13 protein-coding genes are annotated in these 14,386 nt (G+C 56.3%); 8 read left to right on the top strand and 5 right to left on the bottom strand.

Annotated elements, in window-relative coordinates; genetic code table 11:
- From PRIO_RS27635 to PRIO_RS27620, 4 genes are all read left to right on the top strand, one after another.
- A complete protein-coding gene (locus PRIO_RS27635; protein ID WP_046505635.1) occupies nt 1-777 on the top strand; it encodes an SDR family NAD(P)-dependent oxidoreductase in 777 nt (258 codons plus the stop codon).
- A gap of 129 nt (nt 778-906) precedes the next feature.
- The gene (locus tag PRIO_RS27630; RefSeq protein ID WP_046505633.1) at nt 907-2,385 is read left to right on the top strand and encodes a DEAD/DEAH box helicase; all 1,479 of its coding nucleotides are present in this window, start codon (nt 907-909) and stop codon (nt 2,383-2,385) included.
- Nucleotides 2,382-3,128, top strand: coding sequence for an ABC transporter ATP-binding protein (locus PRIO_RS27625; protein ID WP_020429697.1), 747 nt, complete (start codon nt 2,382-2,384; stop codon nt 3,126-3,128). Before PRIO_RS27630 ends, PRIO_RS27625 begins: the two co-directional genes overlap by 4 nt.
- 1 nt (nt 3,129) lies before the next feature.
- On the top strand, nt 3,130-4,347 hold the full coding sequence (locus PRIO_RS27620) for an ABC transporter permease (protein ID WP_020429696.1): 1,218 nt from the start codon (nt 3,130-3,132) through the stop codon (nt 4,345-4,347).
- 186 nt (nt 4,348-4,533) lie between these two features.
- On the opposite strand, the gene PRIO_RS37075 is transcribed toward PRIO_RS27620, so the two are convergent.
- The 3 genes from PRIO_RS37075 to PRIO_RS27610 all read right to left on the bottom strand — a co-directional run bounded on the left by PRIO_RS37075 (nt 4,534) and on the right by PRIO_RS27610 (nt 7,156).
- Nucleotides 4,534-4,644, bottom strand: a complete 111-nt coding sequence (locus PRIO_RS37075; protein ID WP_020429695.1) for a hypothetical protein — start codon at nt 4,642-4,644, stop codon at nt 4,534-4,536.
- A 152-nt stretch (nt 4,645-4,796) separates the two neighbouring features.
- On the bottom strand, nt 4,797-6,098 hold the full coding sequence (locus PRIO_RS27615) for an aminotransferase class I/II-fold pyridoxal phosphate-dependent enzyme (protein WP_039789448.1): 1,302 nt from the start codon (nt 6,096-6,098) through the stop codon (nt 4,797-4,799).
- Between the two features lie 434 nt (nt 6,099-6,532).
- Nucleotides 6,533-7,156: a pyridoxamine 5'-phosphate oxidase family protein gene (locus PRIO_RS27610; RefSeq protein ID WP_020429692.1), complete on the bottom strand. Its 624-nt coding sequence runs from the start codon at nt 7,154-7,156 to the stop codon at nt 6,533-6,535.
- Nucleotides 7,157-7,298: 142 nt separating this feature from the next.
- Between PRIO_RS27610 and PRIO_RS37070 the strand changes: the two genes are divergently transcribed.
- From PRIO_RS37070 to gpmA, 4 genes are all read left to right on the top strand, one after another.
- On the top strand, nt 7,299-9,077 hold the full coding sequence (locus PRIO_RS37070) for an aminotransferase-like domain-containing protein (protein WP_046505630.1): 1,779 nt from the start codon (nt 7,299-7,301) through the stop codon (nt 9,075-9,077).
- Between the two features lie 216 nt (nt 9,078-9,293).
- Nucleotides 9,294-10,079 carry a helix-turn-helix domain-containing protein gene (locus PRIO_RS27600; RefSeq protein WP_039789444.1) on the top strand — a complete coding sequence of 262 codons (786 nt, stop codon included), beginning with the start codon at nt 9,294-9,296 and terminating at the stop codon, nt 10,077-10,079.
- Between the two features lie 944 nt (nt 10,080-11,023).
- Nucleotides 11,024-11,392 (top strand): DUF488 domain-containing protein, encoded by a 369-nt coding sequence (locus PRIO_RS27595; RefSeq protein WP_039789442.1) that lies wholly within the window; start codon nt 11,024-11,026, stop codon nt 11,390-11,392.
- A 164-nt stretch (nt 11,393-11,556) separates the two neighbouring features.
- On the top strand, nt 11,557-12,306 hold the full coding sequence (gpmA, locus tag PRIO_RS27590; protein ID WP_020429684.1) for a 2,3-diphosphoglycerate-dependent phosphoglycerate mutase: 750 nt from the start codon (nt 11,557-11,559) through the stop codon (nt 12,304-12,306).
- A gap of 74 nt (nt 12,307-12,380) precedes the next feature.
- On the opposite strand, the gene asd is transcribed toward gpmA, so the two are convergent.
- Together asd and PRIO_RS27580 are read right to left on the bottom strand one after the other, a co-directional pair.
- On the bottom strand, nt 12,381-13,172 hold the full coding sequence (gene asd, locus PRIO_RS27585; protein WP_020429682.1) for an archaetidylserine decarboxylase: 792 nt from the start codon (nt 13,170-13,172) through the stop codon (nt 12,381-12,383).
- A gap of 87 nt (nt 13,173-13,259) precedes the next feature.
- Nucleotides 13,260-14,354 (bottom strand): YheC/YheD family endospore coat-associated protein, encoded by a 1,095-nt coding sequence (locus PRIO_RS27580; protein ID WP_020429680.1) that lies wholly within the window; start codon nt 14,352-14,354, stop codon nt 13,260-13,262.
- Nucleotides 14,355-14,386: the final 32 nt, after the last annotated feature.

Here is a 14,386-nt window from a genome sequence, read left to right as displayed (position 1 = left end):
ATGGCACTACAAGACAAAGTCGTTGTAATTACTGGAGCTTCAAGCGGGATTGGAGCGCTGACAGCACAGATGCTCGGCAAGCGTGGAGCTATCCCTATCCTGCTGGCCCGTTCAGAGGATAAGCTGAAAGACACTGCGGCTGGTATTCCGGGCGTTTTTGGACTGTATGCCTGCGATGTTACCGATGAAGAGCAGGTACAGAACACCTTTGCGGACATTCTCAGGGTATACGGCAGAATCGATGTTCTTCTGAATAACGCCGGATATGGGAAGTTTGCCGCTTTTACCGACATGGAGTCCCGGGAGTTCGATGATATGATGGACGTGAACTACATGGGCATAGTCCGGTGTACAAAAGCCGTAGTCCCGCATATGCTGGAACGGGGAAGCGGGCAGATTGTTAATGTGGCATCTATGGCCGGCAAAATCGGCACGGCCCGATCCGTTGCTTATACCGCAACCAAACATGCTGTGCTGGGCTTCACGAATGCGCTGCGCCAGGAGCTGCGCAGACAGGGGATCATTGTCTCGGCAGTCAATCCCGGACCGATTGCGACGGAATTTTTCCGTACGGCCGACCCCTCCGGCAGCTATGAAAAGAGTGTAGCCCGGATGATGATGACGCCTGAGCATGTATCCAAGAAAATTGTCAAGCTGATCGATAAAGGCAAAGAGGAGATCGATCTTCCGGGCTTCGCGGCGGTTGGCATCCGCCTGTATGGTCTGTTCCCCCGGCTCGCGGATAAGCTTACCTATAACCTGATGAACCGGAAATAGCCGGCAGATCAAGGACAAAGTATCTTTCTATCACGGCTTAACACGATCAAACGGCCTTCCATTTGGTGGAGAGGCCTTTTTGGCATATAATAAACATATTATCTTAAGGGAAAAGGATGAACTACAATTATGAATAAAGCTTCTTTTGCGGCCATCGGCATCCAGGAAGACTTCGTTGCCCGATTGTCGGAATTCGGCATTCAAGATCCATCCCCTGTTCAGAAGGAGACCATTCCGCTGCTGCTGGAGGGAAGAGACGTGCTTGCCGCATCCCAGACAGGAACCGGCAAGACGCTGGCTTACCTGCTGCCGCTGCTCCAGGGGATTAATCCGGAGCAGAAGGTGGTGCAGAAGCTGGTGCTGGCCCCTACGCAGGAGCTGGCAATGCAGATTCTCCGCGAGGCGGAGCGTTATGGCGCCCATCGCGGCATCAAGGTGTTAGGCCTGATCGGCGGCGCGGCGATCAAGCGGCAGATCGATAAGCTGCGCGAGCATCCGCAGCTTGTAGTGGGCACTCCCGGCCGTATCCGGGAGCTGATCGGGCTGCGCAAGCTGAAGATGCATGAGGTGACCACGATTGTCATCGATGAAGCGGACCAGATGTTCCAGCTCAGCGGTGCGGGCGAGGTGGCGAAGATTGTCAGCAGCGCGCTGCGCACCCGGCAACTGGTCATGCTGTCGGCGACCATCGGGCCGGAGACGAAGGCGCTGGCAGCACGCGAGATGAAGAATCCGGCAGAGATTGGCATTGATCCGGGGATCATGACCGCCCAGAGTCTTGAGCATCACTACGTGGTGACCGAGGAACGGAACAAGATAGATATGCTGCGCCGGGTGATCCGTCATTACAATCCGGAGCGGGCGATTGTGTTCGTCAATGCCACCGACGACATCGCTGAGGTGACCGCCAAGCTGAACTATCTGGGGCTTACGGCAGCAGCGCTCTACGGAGATGCCGATAAGGTGACGCGCAGCAATGTGCTGGCCCGCTTCCGCGACGGGCGCTTCCGCGTGCTGGTGGCCAGTGATGTGGCGGCCCGGGGCCTCGATATCGAGAATCTGACGCTGGTCGTCAGCTTCGATCCGGCTTTCGACTCAGAGCATTATGTGCACCGGGCCGGGCGAACAGGGCGCATGGGACGGCGCGGACTGTCCGTGACGATTGTCACGGAGCAGCAGACGTTCATTATGCGCAAGTTCGCTAAGGAGCTGGACATCCGGCTGGAGGAGAGGGAAATGGTCGGCGGCAAGGCACTGACCGCCGAGGAGGCCCGCAGCGGGTCCAGCGGCGGGACAGGTTCTAGCCGCCGCGATAGCAGCGGCGGGAGTGAACCTGCGGCGCGCAGCGGCAAGCCGCAGGTGCGGACCGCGGCAGCGGGAGGCCCAGCCTCCCCGGCCGGGGCTTCTGCAGCGCAGCCGGGAGCGGCAGCGGGCTTTGATGCGCGGCGCGGCCAGCAGCGCCGCAGCGCGGGTCCCGCCGCAGGAGCACGCGGCGGCGCTCCCGCAGGCAAAGCGCGCACCAGCAGTGCGGAGCGCGAGAAGAACCGCAAGAACAAAGGAGCACCAAAGTGGTTGAAAGACAAAACCCCGAGAGGTGAAGGTCAATGAGTACTGCCCCCGTATTGCAAATTACGGGCTTAAGCGGAGGCTACAGCCTGAACAAGCCGGTGCTTCACGATATCGGCCTTGAGGTACAGCCTGGAGAAATGGTCGGGCTGATCGGATTGAACGGAGCAGGCAAAAGCACGACCATGAAGCATATTCTGGGCCTGATGTCGCCGCATAAAGGCGAGATCACGGTCCAGGGCAAAACCCGGAGCAGCGACCCGGAAGCCTATCACGGCGCACTGTCCTTTGTGCCGGAGTCCCCGCTGCTGTATGAGGAAATGACAGTACGCGAGCATGTGGAATTTACCGCCAGGGCTTACGGCGTGGAGCAGAGCGATTATGAATCCCGCAGCAGCCGGCTGGCCGCACTTTTTAATATGGATGATAAGATGGATACACTGTCCTCGCATTTGTCCAAAGGGATGAAGCAGAAGGTCATGATTATGTGCGCTTTCGTGGCGCGTCCGGCGCTGTATGTGATCGACGAGCCATTTTTGGGGCTGGACCCTTTGGGCATCCGCTCCCTGCTTGATTTCATGCTGGAGCTGAAGAATACCGGGGCTTCGATTCTGTTAAGCTCCCATATTCTCTCCACCATTGAGAATTACTGTGACAGGTTCATTGTCCTGCACCGCGGGAAGGTGATCGCGCAGGGTACGCTGGCCGAGATGAGCGCGGCTGCCGGACTGCAGGGACTGAATCTGGAGCAGCTGTTCTACGAACTGGTGCAAGGAGGGAAATGATATGGATTTGAAGGAGCTGCGCCGGCAGCGGCGCAGCCGGTTCATGGGAGGCCTCACTCCTTATGTAGGTTATATCATTCAGAGCGGTATCGCGATGGTTTTCCTGCTGGTGCTGATTATCTTCTCGGCCTGGTATACCTCGCTGCTCCGCGATGTCCCTGAGGGCATTCCCATCCGCTGGATCATGCTGGTGCTGCTGCTGCCTGCAGCGGCGCATAGCAGCTTCCGGACCTATCTGCAGAGCCCGGATACGATCTTTCTGCTTCCGCAGGGCCACCGGATGAAGGAATATTTCGCTCCCGCCTGGACCGCCGGAAATGTGTGGAAAATTCTGCGTCTGGCTTTCGTGCTGATTACACTCTGGCCGCTGTACATACGGACGGATGATTCTCATCAAATGCTGTTTGCCACATTGGCTGTGCTGATTCTGGTGAAAATATTGGCAAGCTTTGGCCTGTGGCGGGAGCTTGCCATGCTGTCCCGTCCGGCTTCCATGGGCTACAGCCTGCTCCGCTGGGCAGTCTCCGGCCTGATGATTGCCGCATGGCTCTGGCAGCCGGCGCTCCGGGCACTGATCTTTATTGTTATTCTGGCAGCAGCCTATGTGGCGGCGCTAGCTGTTCCGGCACGGCTCTCCGTTCCCTGGGAACGGCTGATCGCCACCGAGCGCAATCAGGGGGCAAGAGCGCTGATGATCCTCGGCTGGTTCGTGGATGTGCCCGGACGGGAGCAGCGGGTCTATCCCCGCCGCTACTTGTCCAAGTGGGGCGCGGGCATCGCCTGGCGGCGCAGCACTGCTTACCGCTTCCTGCTGACCAAAAGCTTCGCCCGGGGCGACATCTTCGGTATCGTGATCCGGATTTTCCTCCTGGCGCTGCTGCTGGTCTGGTGGAACCGGGAGAGCTACATCGGCTCCGGTATCTATTTGTTCTTCGTGCTGGTCATGGGCGTACAGCTATCGGCGCTGCGCAAGCTGCATAGCGAATCGTTCTGGCTGACTGTCTACCCGCTGCCGGAGGGCAGCAAGGCAAGCAGTACGATTCAGTTCATCTTCCGGGCACATTTGCTGCTGGCTATGCTGACCGCTCTGCCTCTTCTGACCGGGATCGCCGGGCGGCCGCTGCCGGTCATCGGGACCTTTCTTGCCGGCGCGCTGCTGGCCTATCTCTTCAAAAGCAGGGCCTCCCGCAAATCGGCGCAGGACGACGACGATATCTGAAAAAAAGACGCCTTGAGCGGAGAATAGCTCCGTCAGGCGTCTTTTTCTGATAGTTGAAGCTTATTTAGACCTATTTCTGGAATTGAAGAAATTCCTGTTTGGAACGGAGGCAAGAAACAGGGAATGCTGTAAAACGCGGGCAAGTGGGAGAGAGCCGGAGCCCCCTCCCGGGATGATCATTCCCGGTTAGACAAAGAGTGAACGGCTGATGATAACCAGCAGGATAAAGAGAACCAGAATTGCACCAGTGCTTGTAAATCCAGGGTATCCGTATCCGCCTCTAACTTCTTCGCTCATGTTCATTCCCCTTTCGCGTGTGAGTTATTGTACTTGAGTACACCGTATTGTATGTGCGGAGGGAACAACGTGTATAGGCCAATGCCATAACGGCCCGCAAAAAAAAGCAGCCCCGGCACGGCCGGGGCTGACATTTAACTTACAGCTTGTGATTAGGCTTTTTCCAGATCGCGGATTCCCGCATAGACCATATCGAACAGATCCTCTAGCTGATCTTCTTCAATACAGGAGAAGGCCACGCGCAGATCGGTCTCACCCAGGGCAATGGTCCCCAGACCATAGTTATGGATCAGGTGCAGACGCAGGGCGTCAGCCGGAACGGTGTGCAGCTTCAGGCACATAAAGTACCCGGAGTTGAACGGATAATAGGTCCATACCTCATCGCCGTATTTGCCGCTGTCCAGCAGTGCCTTCACTTTGTTGGCACGGCCCTTCATAATCTGGAACTTCTCTTCCTTCTGTTCGGCAAATTCCGGCGATTTGAGCGCATCGAGCACAAAGGTCTGTGAGGGATGCGGTCCGCTGGAGATGGTGGCGCGGATAATCCCCATTGTCTTCTGCTCCAGGGCAGCGAGCACTTCCTTGCTGTCGGAAGCATAGGTGATGAAGCCGACGCGGAAGCCCCAGACGAACTCTTCTTTGGTCGCTCCGTCAATCTTCACGGCTAGCACGCGCGGATGCAGATTAGCCAGACGGCCAAACAGGGATTCCTTCAGTGAATCCTCGAAAAAGAGCCCGAAATAAGCATCATCGCTGACCACCACAACATTGATGCCTTCTTCCGCTGCGCGCAGAATAGCGGCAACAATCGCTTCGCCTTCCTTGATGCCGGGGGTATAGCCCGTAGGGTTATTCGGGAAGTTAAGCAGCACAATGGCTTTGCCGCGCTCCTTCTGGGCCAGCAGGGCATCCAGCAGCCCTTCGCTGTTGAAGCTCATATCTTCCGTGAAGAGCGGATAGTTCACGGTGTCGCTGAGACGGCGGACGCCGAAGGTCAGCTCGTAATTCTCCCAGTTTTTGTCCGGATAGATGACGGCATCCCCCTGATCGGCGAACAGATCGGCAACGATGCTTAGCCCATGGGTCAGGGCATTGGTAGCGATAGGGTTGCCGAAGGACTTGCCTTCAAGCGACGGCGTTTCGCGAAGCATTTTTTCCCGCCACAGGGTGCGCAGCTCCGGCTTGCCTGCCGGCGGAGCATAGCCGTACAAATCCTTGGGACTGTAAGCGGAGAGCTTATCCTGAATAACGCCGAGGTGCATAGGTACACCATGTTCGGTGGCAATACCGATGGTTGCGTTGTATTTCTTAGCGTGAGCAGCCGCTTCGGCGGATTGGCTCAGAATGCCCTCCTTGGGATAATACAGCGCTTTGCCCAGATTGGAGAGCATATCGTACACATGTTCATTGCCTGCCTTGATGCTGTCATTCAATTGTCCAGCCAATGGATTCATCAGTTTCATCCTTCCGGTATTCTTCTGGGATATACGTTAACATTGCCTAACATTATATCACCGGGATACTCCGCCGTCACTGATGAAAGACGTTTTTTGCTGAACCTTTTAGAAAATTTGCTGCGGATTCTCCCGCACCTTATCTCATCGTAGGAAACAAATCGGGAAAAGATGCCACCGGCATCCGCAGTCAGGAACTAAAGCTAATAAGTGGAAAAAGTAAAACTAATGAGCTGAATTTCTGGCTCCAGGAGGTTTTAGTTGGAATTTGTACACCTAATTCGTGTATATTTACCTCATATAGCCATTTTCAGCGAAATTAGTGGTACTTTTTCCAACATAGACTGCTTCATAAGCGGAATGAGCTTGATTAGTGATACTTTTTCCACTATATAAACTGAACGTGAGAGTTATCGGGTTTGGGCGGTTCAAGTTCAATCTACACTGGAGTGATAGGGGCAGTATTTTTCCATCATGGCAATGGTTTCGGCGTCACGTGCCCCGTTTCTGTCCTTCAGTCCCTGTGTAACGGCGGTCCGCTCCTCTTCCTTCAGATTCTGGCCGAATTTGAACTTGGCCGTGATTTCTTCCGGAACGATTCGCACTACTGCGACACCCTTCAGCCGTGAACGGTATCTGGGATCTTCGGCATCAATCGGGGCAAAACCGCCTTCCGGCTGGAGTTTTTGCATAAAATGTGTAAGCACGGCTGCTTTTTCGGCAGCATCCTCTACAAGCTCAGCCTGTCCATAAGCGGTTACGCTTTTGAAATAGGCGGTGGCGGGGCAGGCCAGCTCGGGATCGCTGAAATAGGAGGGAATGAGCGCATATTCGTCGGCAACAGTGAAGCATACCTGCTGATTGTGGCGGATGCTCTTCATTTTGCCTCCGGCATGGCTGCCGTGGAAATAGAAGTTTCCCTCTATATATACAAAATTCAGCGGCGTCACACGCGGCAGCCCCTGCTCATCGCTGGTACCGAGAAAACCAAAGCTCATTCCGCCCAGGAACTCGATCAGCTCCTCTTCCTGCTCTACCTGAAATTCTTTTCTGCGCATAACGCACTTCCTTTTCTCATGGGTTGCGGAGTCCTATGCTCCGGATTAAACGGTTTCCTTAGAATAGAGGAAGAATTGACAATAAAAAAGGACCGGTTTACATTAATTTTATTAGTCCACTTTGATATGAAGAGGTAGGGACATGAATTTCACGTTGCCATATGACCAGTACCTGGCGGTGCACCGCTACAAATATCTGGCTCTGTACCATGCGCTGCGCGCAGCGATCCTTGGCGGGACTCTGCCGGGCGGGACAAGACTGCCGTCGACACGGAAGCTGGCGGAGTTGTACGCAATGTCGCGGGGTTCGGCATCCCAGGTTTACGATATGCTGCTGGCTGACGGCTACATCCGGACAGAGACCGGCCGGGGCACCTTTGTCGCGGATGACAGTTTTTATCCGGCGGAGGGGGAGCGGAAGGGGGCAGCCCAATGGGCTGAAGGTGATGATGCAGCGGATATGTTAAAAGAGCCTGCTCCTGCGGGGAAACCTGCTGATGCAGCCTTTGATGAAGCAGGGATGATGGAGCCGGCGGATAGTGCTGACTGTGCTGAAGCGGGAATACCGGGCTCCCCCGCTAATACTGCCGGTGATTCACAGACTGAGGGAACCCTGCCAGTCCAAGAATCCGCCGGCTCTGGTAAAGCCGGTTATTATGCGGTGCAAACTGGAATTATAGGTAATGTACGCGCACCTGTTGCTTCTAATGCTTCTGATGCGGCCTCCGCTGCTTCTTTACCGGGAGCGCCTTACTCCGGGATACCGCTCTCCAGCTGGGGAAACCGGCTGATGCACCGGCATGTCTCCATATATGAACCGGCGGATGGGGCATTTGTCAGCTTTCGGAGCAGGGGAATGCTGATGGAGCATTTTCCTTACGCCGAGTGGCGGAGTGCGCTGAAATACGCCGGAGGCAAAAGCGGCGGGCTGCTGGAGGGTTATTGCCCGCCTCAAGGGGAAGAAGGCCTGCGGCGGGCCATTGCCGCCCATCTCCGCGTGACCCGGGGCATCCGGGCAGAAGCGGAGCACATCGTGCTGTTCAGCGGCTCGATGCAGGGCATTGTCCTTCTGGCACAGCTGCTGCTGGAGCCCGGAAGCCCTGCTGTTGTGGAGGACCCCGGATTTCACGGCATCCGCAGAGCGGTGGAGATTTCCGGGGGAGAGCTGCTGCTTGGCCGGGTAGACGAAAGCGGGCTGGTGCCGCAGGATTGGGCGGCCCGGCTGCTGTTCGTTACGCCAAGCCGCCAGTTCCCCACTGGCGCGGTGCTGCCGCTGGACCGGCGGCGCCGTCTGCTGGAGTGGGCGCGCCGGCAGGAAGCGCTGATCGTGGAGGACGATTATGACAGCGAGTTCCGCTGGGGCGGGCGGCCCATAGAGCCGCTGAAGGCGCTTGACCACGAGGAGCGGGTCATCTACATCGGCTCGTTCTCGAACAGCATGTTCTCCGGCTTAAGGCTGGGCTATGCCGTACTGCCGCCATGGCTGATCAAGCCGGTAACCGCCGCCAAAGCGCTGTATGAGCCGCTGCCGGGAGGCCAATTGGAGCAGCGCGCGCTGGCGCGCTTCATGCATACCGGCGGCTACGGCCGTCACCTGCGGCGGATGACGCGCATCTATGGCGAGCGTGCCCGCATCTTCCGCTCCCTGCTGTCGGAGCGGCTCGGTCTGCTGTTTGAGCCGCTGCCCGGCGATGCGGGTCTGCATATCTACGCGCACTGGCGGCGCAGCAGTGAGGAATTCGCCGCCTTCCGGGCGGCGGCGCTTAAGCGCGGCACGGATTTCCGGGACGCTTCGCTGTACCGGGTCGTGCCGGGTGCGCCGGCCGCCTGCTTTTCTTTTGCCCATTTGGATAGCGGACAGCTGGAAATCGGGGTCAATCGTCTTCTGCTGGCGTGGAAGGATGTGCAAAATAGGACATGACAAGGTATTATGAGAAGTATGGAAATGCCGTGAACGGGCGGCATGGGTGTCTGTTGTATTTTGTACCGAATATTGGGGAGGCTTCCGAAGCGGGTTTTGCTGCAAAGCAAGCACGAAGAAGCAGAATTCCGCAAAACTTTAGAAGATGCTTCCGATGCGAGTTTGTACGAAGCATATGCAGGAAGTAAAGCTCACAAACTTTTAGGGGGGAACATTATGCTGCATGCATCGCCGTCCTCTTTTGTGATCCTGCCGGCTCTGGCGAAGATTGTCTGCGAACCGGGCTGGAAATGGCAAAAAAGAGAGAAGCCGCTGCAAAATTATGATTTGTTCTATGTCTGGAGCGGGGAAGGCACGGTTGTGCGCAGAGGGGTGCCTTATCAGGTGGGCCAGGGGAGCTGCTTCCTGTTCCGTCCCGGAGATCATACGAGTGCGACCCATAATCCGCAAAAGCCGCTTGTGCTTACATATATTCACTTTGATGTTGCTGAGGATGTGACAGACATTCCCGAGCCTTACCGCGTGCTGTCGGAAACGGTGGAGTTCGAGCATTTGCTGGCCCGGTATGTCCGCCTGTTCCTGGTGAAGACTTTCGCGGCACAGGAGGAAGGCCAGCTCATTCTGAAACAGCTGATGATTCATCTGCTGCGTGAGGACCAGGTGATGCCGGTGGAACGCCATGTAAGCAACCAGCTCGCAGAGGTCATCCATGAGGTAGCCAACTATGTCAGCCAGCATCCCGGAGCGATGCACCGGGTGGAGGATCTGGCGGCGCGCGCAGGGCTGTCGCCGCGTTATTTTTCAATCAAATTCAAGGAGATTACCGGATCTTCCGTGCAGTCTTATGTGATCCGCACCCGGATTGAGCGGGCACAGCATCTGCTGCTGTACGCCGGAATGAACGTGACCGAGGTGGCGGATGCGCTGGGCTACCGCGATATTTTCTTTTTCAGCCGCCAATTTAAGCAGCACACCGGGAAAAGTCCGTCCGAAATCCGCTGATTTCCCGGTTGTTTCAGTTTTTTCCAGCCGGGGTAAATACGTTGCAACCTGTTTACATACGATGTGAACTGCTGCCTGGAAGGGGAGAATGAACAAAATGATAAGACGACGGATCTGCAATACCGACTGCAAAGGCGGAGGGAGCGGGATTTTCCGCAACCGCTGGAGACGCTTGAAGCACAGCGGCGTGATGACTCCCGATCATTGGTTCTGAGTGAATTAGGAATGCTGGGCCATGGGACATAGACTGGTCCAATGGGTATAAGAAAAGACCGGGGCCGGAGGGCTTCCGGTTTTTTGATATAACGGCGCGCTTTATGCATGTTGCTTATTGGTAATATAGCTGCCAGGGCGTAAACCGGGCGCGGTTAATAACTGCTGCCCCCGCGGTCCATAATAAGAGGATACATGTAGACAGCCCGGGGAAGAACAATGAATATTTTATTGGCGGAGAATGAGCCGGATCTTCGGAATTTGTTGGTTGCTGCATGAACACGACAACCGTCTGACCGGCTTAGCACCTCGCTACAAATTGGATAGCGGCTTATTTATAATAAAAGCAGGCGTACTCTTATTCACAAGGAAGATTATCCGGTGAAATACAGACGAGCGGGGGGAAGCAGATGGAAGGTCAACGAACTCGGTTTGGGCCGCTGCCTTCCTTCCGGAAGTTATGCCGAATCCGAACACGCGGAGCAATCATTCCAAACAGCATACGGTCCCGGCCATCCATCCTGTAAGGTAACCGGAACCAGGGGCTTATTCGGCTCCAATATACGGCTGCGCGGCATATGCGCCGAAGAAACGGGAGAGGAGCAAGTTATGTGTCAAGTAACGGATCAGATGCGGTAGAGGCGGGTCAAGGGGCATTGAAGACTGATGCAAGCTCGGGCGAAGTGACAAGTACAGGCTCAGGGGATATGCGTGCAGATGCAGGTACGGATATGCTCCGGATCAAACGTATCTACGCCCCGCCGGAGGCAGCGGACGGCAGAAGGGTGCTGGTTGACCGCCTGTGGCCGCGCGGGGTGTCCAAGGAATCCGCACAGCTCGACGACTGGATGCGGGAGGCCGCGCCGTCACCCGAATTGCGGAAGTGGTTCGCTCATAAACCCGACAAATTTGCGGAGTTTGCGGTGTTGTATGAGGAGGAGCTGCAGTCGGAGCCGGCGGCGGGCGAAATGGAGCGGCTGTGCGACTGGGCCAGGGAAAGCCCGGTGACACTGCTGTATGCAGCGAAGGATGAGCGGCACAATCATGCGCGGGTGCTGCGGGACGCGGTGCTGCGGCGGCTGTCAGCACACGGATCGTAGCGGGAACGGCAACAGGCGGTAAAAGCGGCAGGCTGGGGGACGATTTTTGGACCGGTAAAGAAACCGGAGAGCCGCCGAAGCAAGGCCTTGAAGAACCCGGTCAGCAGGCCTATGATGGGTGTAGGATTATATAGATTATGAAACTATGGGCAGGAGGAGAGAGTATGTACGAAATCGTATTGATACGCCATGGAGAGAGCGAGTACAACCGCCAAAATCTGTTCACAGGCTGGAGCGACCCCGATCTGACGGAGAAAGGGGTAGAGGAAGCTAAAGCGGCGGGCAAGCTGTTGAGGGAGGCCGGCTATACTTTCGATTTGGCCTTTGCTTCTGTGCTGAAGCGTTCGATCAAGACCTTGAATTATGTGCTGGATGAAATGGACCTGCTGTGGATTCCGGTACAGAAATCCTGGAAGCTGAACGAGCGTCATTACGGAGCGCTGCAGGGTCTGAGCAAGAGCGAGACTGCGGTAAAATACGGCGAAGAGCAGCTGCATATCTGGCGGCGCAGCCTGTCCGTCCGGCCTCCGATGCTGGATCCGGATGATCCGCGTTATGCCAGAAACGACATCCGCTACAAGGAGGTCCGGCCCGGCGATATTCCGCGCGGCGAAAGCCTGGAGGATACCGTACACCGTGTCGGTGATTTCTGGGGCAACCGCATTGTGCCGCTGATCCGCAAGAAGGAGCGGGTGCTGATCTCGGCGCATGGCAACACGCTGCGGGCGCTGATCAAATTCATGGAGGACATTGACGAGAAGGCGCTGCTGGACCTGAATGTGCCGACCGGAGTCCCTCTGGTCTATAAGCTGGATGATGATGTGAAGCCGATCAGCCGCTTTTATCTCGGCGAGCCGGAAGAGGTGCAGGAGAAGGCCCGCGAGGTGGCGAATCAGAGCAAGGTGACGGAATAATTCTATGGGTATAGGTGTCATTTAAAAAGGCGGCAGATCTCCAGGCCTTGGGAGACTTGCCGCCTTTGATTATTCTACACCGGACGCTGCAGCGTGCCCAGCAGCTCGCCCATCTTCACCTTGGTTCCGCTGGTCAGCCCCGGACGCGCGGTGAAGCTGCCGTTCTCCAGGAGCAGTACTACGGTGGAGCCGAATTCGAAATAAGCGAGATCGTCGCCGATCTGCCAGGCATCAGCCGTTTCATCCGCGTAATGGATGCTGCTGACATTCATCGCGCCGACTTTTACCACGGCGGCTTCACCGTTGGCTCCGGCGATATAAGTAATCAGCCGTTCATTGCGGCTGAGCACACCTTTCATGTGTCTCATGCCGAACTCATTGACCGGATAGGCCCGTCCGCGGATATGCTCACTTTCGACCTTGCGCCCGGTAAGCGGGGAGTGAATCCGGTGATAATCCGTTGGACTTAAGTAGAGCACGAAGAAAAAGCCTTTTTTGTACAGCTCCAGGTGCGGGGAATGGTTCAAAAGATCTTCCAGTTCATAGTCCTGTCCTTTTACATTCATTATCGTTCCGGAGTGAATCTCGCCCATGGCGGTAATCAGCGCATCCACCGGGCTGGCTACCGCATTCTCGTGGCTGGCAATAGGACGCATGCCGGGTTTTAGGCGGCGGCTGAAAAATTCATTGAGTGTAAGGTATTCCCCGGAATGCTTCTCCGCCTCAGAAGCGGGAATATGATAAATCCGAATAAATGCCGGGATTAAAAAACGGCTGAGTCTGCTATGGGAAAAAGCCCCCATCAACCGGGAAAGCCATCTGTGCGAGGACAACTCGGTCATCAGCCGCAGCAATTGTTTTACCATGATTATCTCCCTTCCATCATGCAGCAGCACGGTCCCGTGTCCGGGACCGCCCGCTCTGCATTATATTGACATAGAATAGGAGACAAATCAATAACTGTTATGCCGTGCAGGACGGTCAAGCAGGTATCTTGCATATGCCATAGGCTTCCGGTAGCTTTCCTTCCAGGTGCCGGTCAGTCCGGCTTTGCGGAAGCCGTAGCGCTGATCCCGTCCGTTGCACTCGATGAAATAGATGCGGCCTTTTCCGGTGATGCCCATGTCCAGCCCGATGTCCGAAAGGCCGGGGAGACTTTTCTCCAGTTCACGTGCAACACTGAGGCTGTGCGCTAGAACGGACATGCGGATACCTGCCGCTGCGGCACCGGAGAATGCCTGCTCCAGTGCAAAGGTGGGGTCAAGCGCCTCTCCGCCGCGGGCAATGTTGGAGACGAAGCCGCCGGGTGCTGCCCGTTTGGCGAACAGTCCGGTGACCTGCCACTCTCCGCCCCAGCCCCGCTGAACGGTGACGCGAAGATCAAACGGCCGGCCCCCAAGCTCGGCCAGCGGGATACGTTCCTGGACCAGGTAAGGAGCAGATGCCAGGCGCGCCCGCAGGGCTCTGGGCAAGGCATCCTGGTAGACGGCTGTACTGGCCCAGCTGTTGGAGCCGCCGGGCAGATAGCTCCAGGTCCAGTGCCCGGGACTATTCCGCGAGAGGCGCATTACACCCTGCCCGATGCTCCCCCGGCAGGGCTTCAGGATAAGATCAGAATAGCTGTCCATCATTTCCTTCAGTCCGGAGAGCCCGGCTGAGGTGACTGGCAAAAGGCCGCGCAGCCCTTCATTCTGCTCAAGCAACCCATGGATCTGGTCTTTTCCATAGCGGTTGCATGTATTATATACCTGAACGCCGCTGCGAAGGAGTCTTTCAACTCCACGGCTCCCCGGATCGTAGATGGCCCGGTTATGAATGACGTCCGGTGTCGGAATTACGGCACTCCTGTAGCCATTAGGCCCTTTTACGTAGGCAATGCTGTAGCCGGATCTCGTATCGATGTCGGACAGCTTCAGGAAGCAGGGGGTTAATCCGTATGCGGCGGCGGCTTCCTCATAGCTCTCCAGCGATTCCTGTCCCGTTTTTAGCCGGGGAACGCCCCGGTGCATAGCGGCATTTAACAGTATTCCCACGAGCTTTTGCCCCATGTTTGTTCCTCCTGTTATCTTCTATTGTTCCG

Origin of the sequence: Paenibacillus riograndensis SBR5, assembly GCF_000981585.1 — a bacterium.
GTDB classification, from domain to species: domain Bacteria; phylum Bacillota; class Bacilli; order Paenibacillales; family Paenibacillaceae; genus Paenibacillus_AQ; species Paenibacillus_AQ riograndensis.
This window is presented reverse-complemented; position numbering and strand designations above follow the sequence as displayed.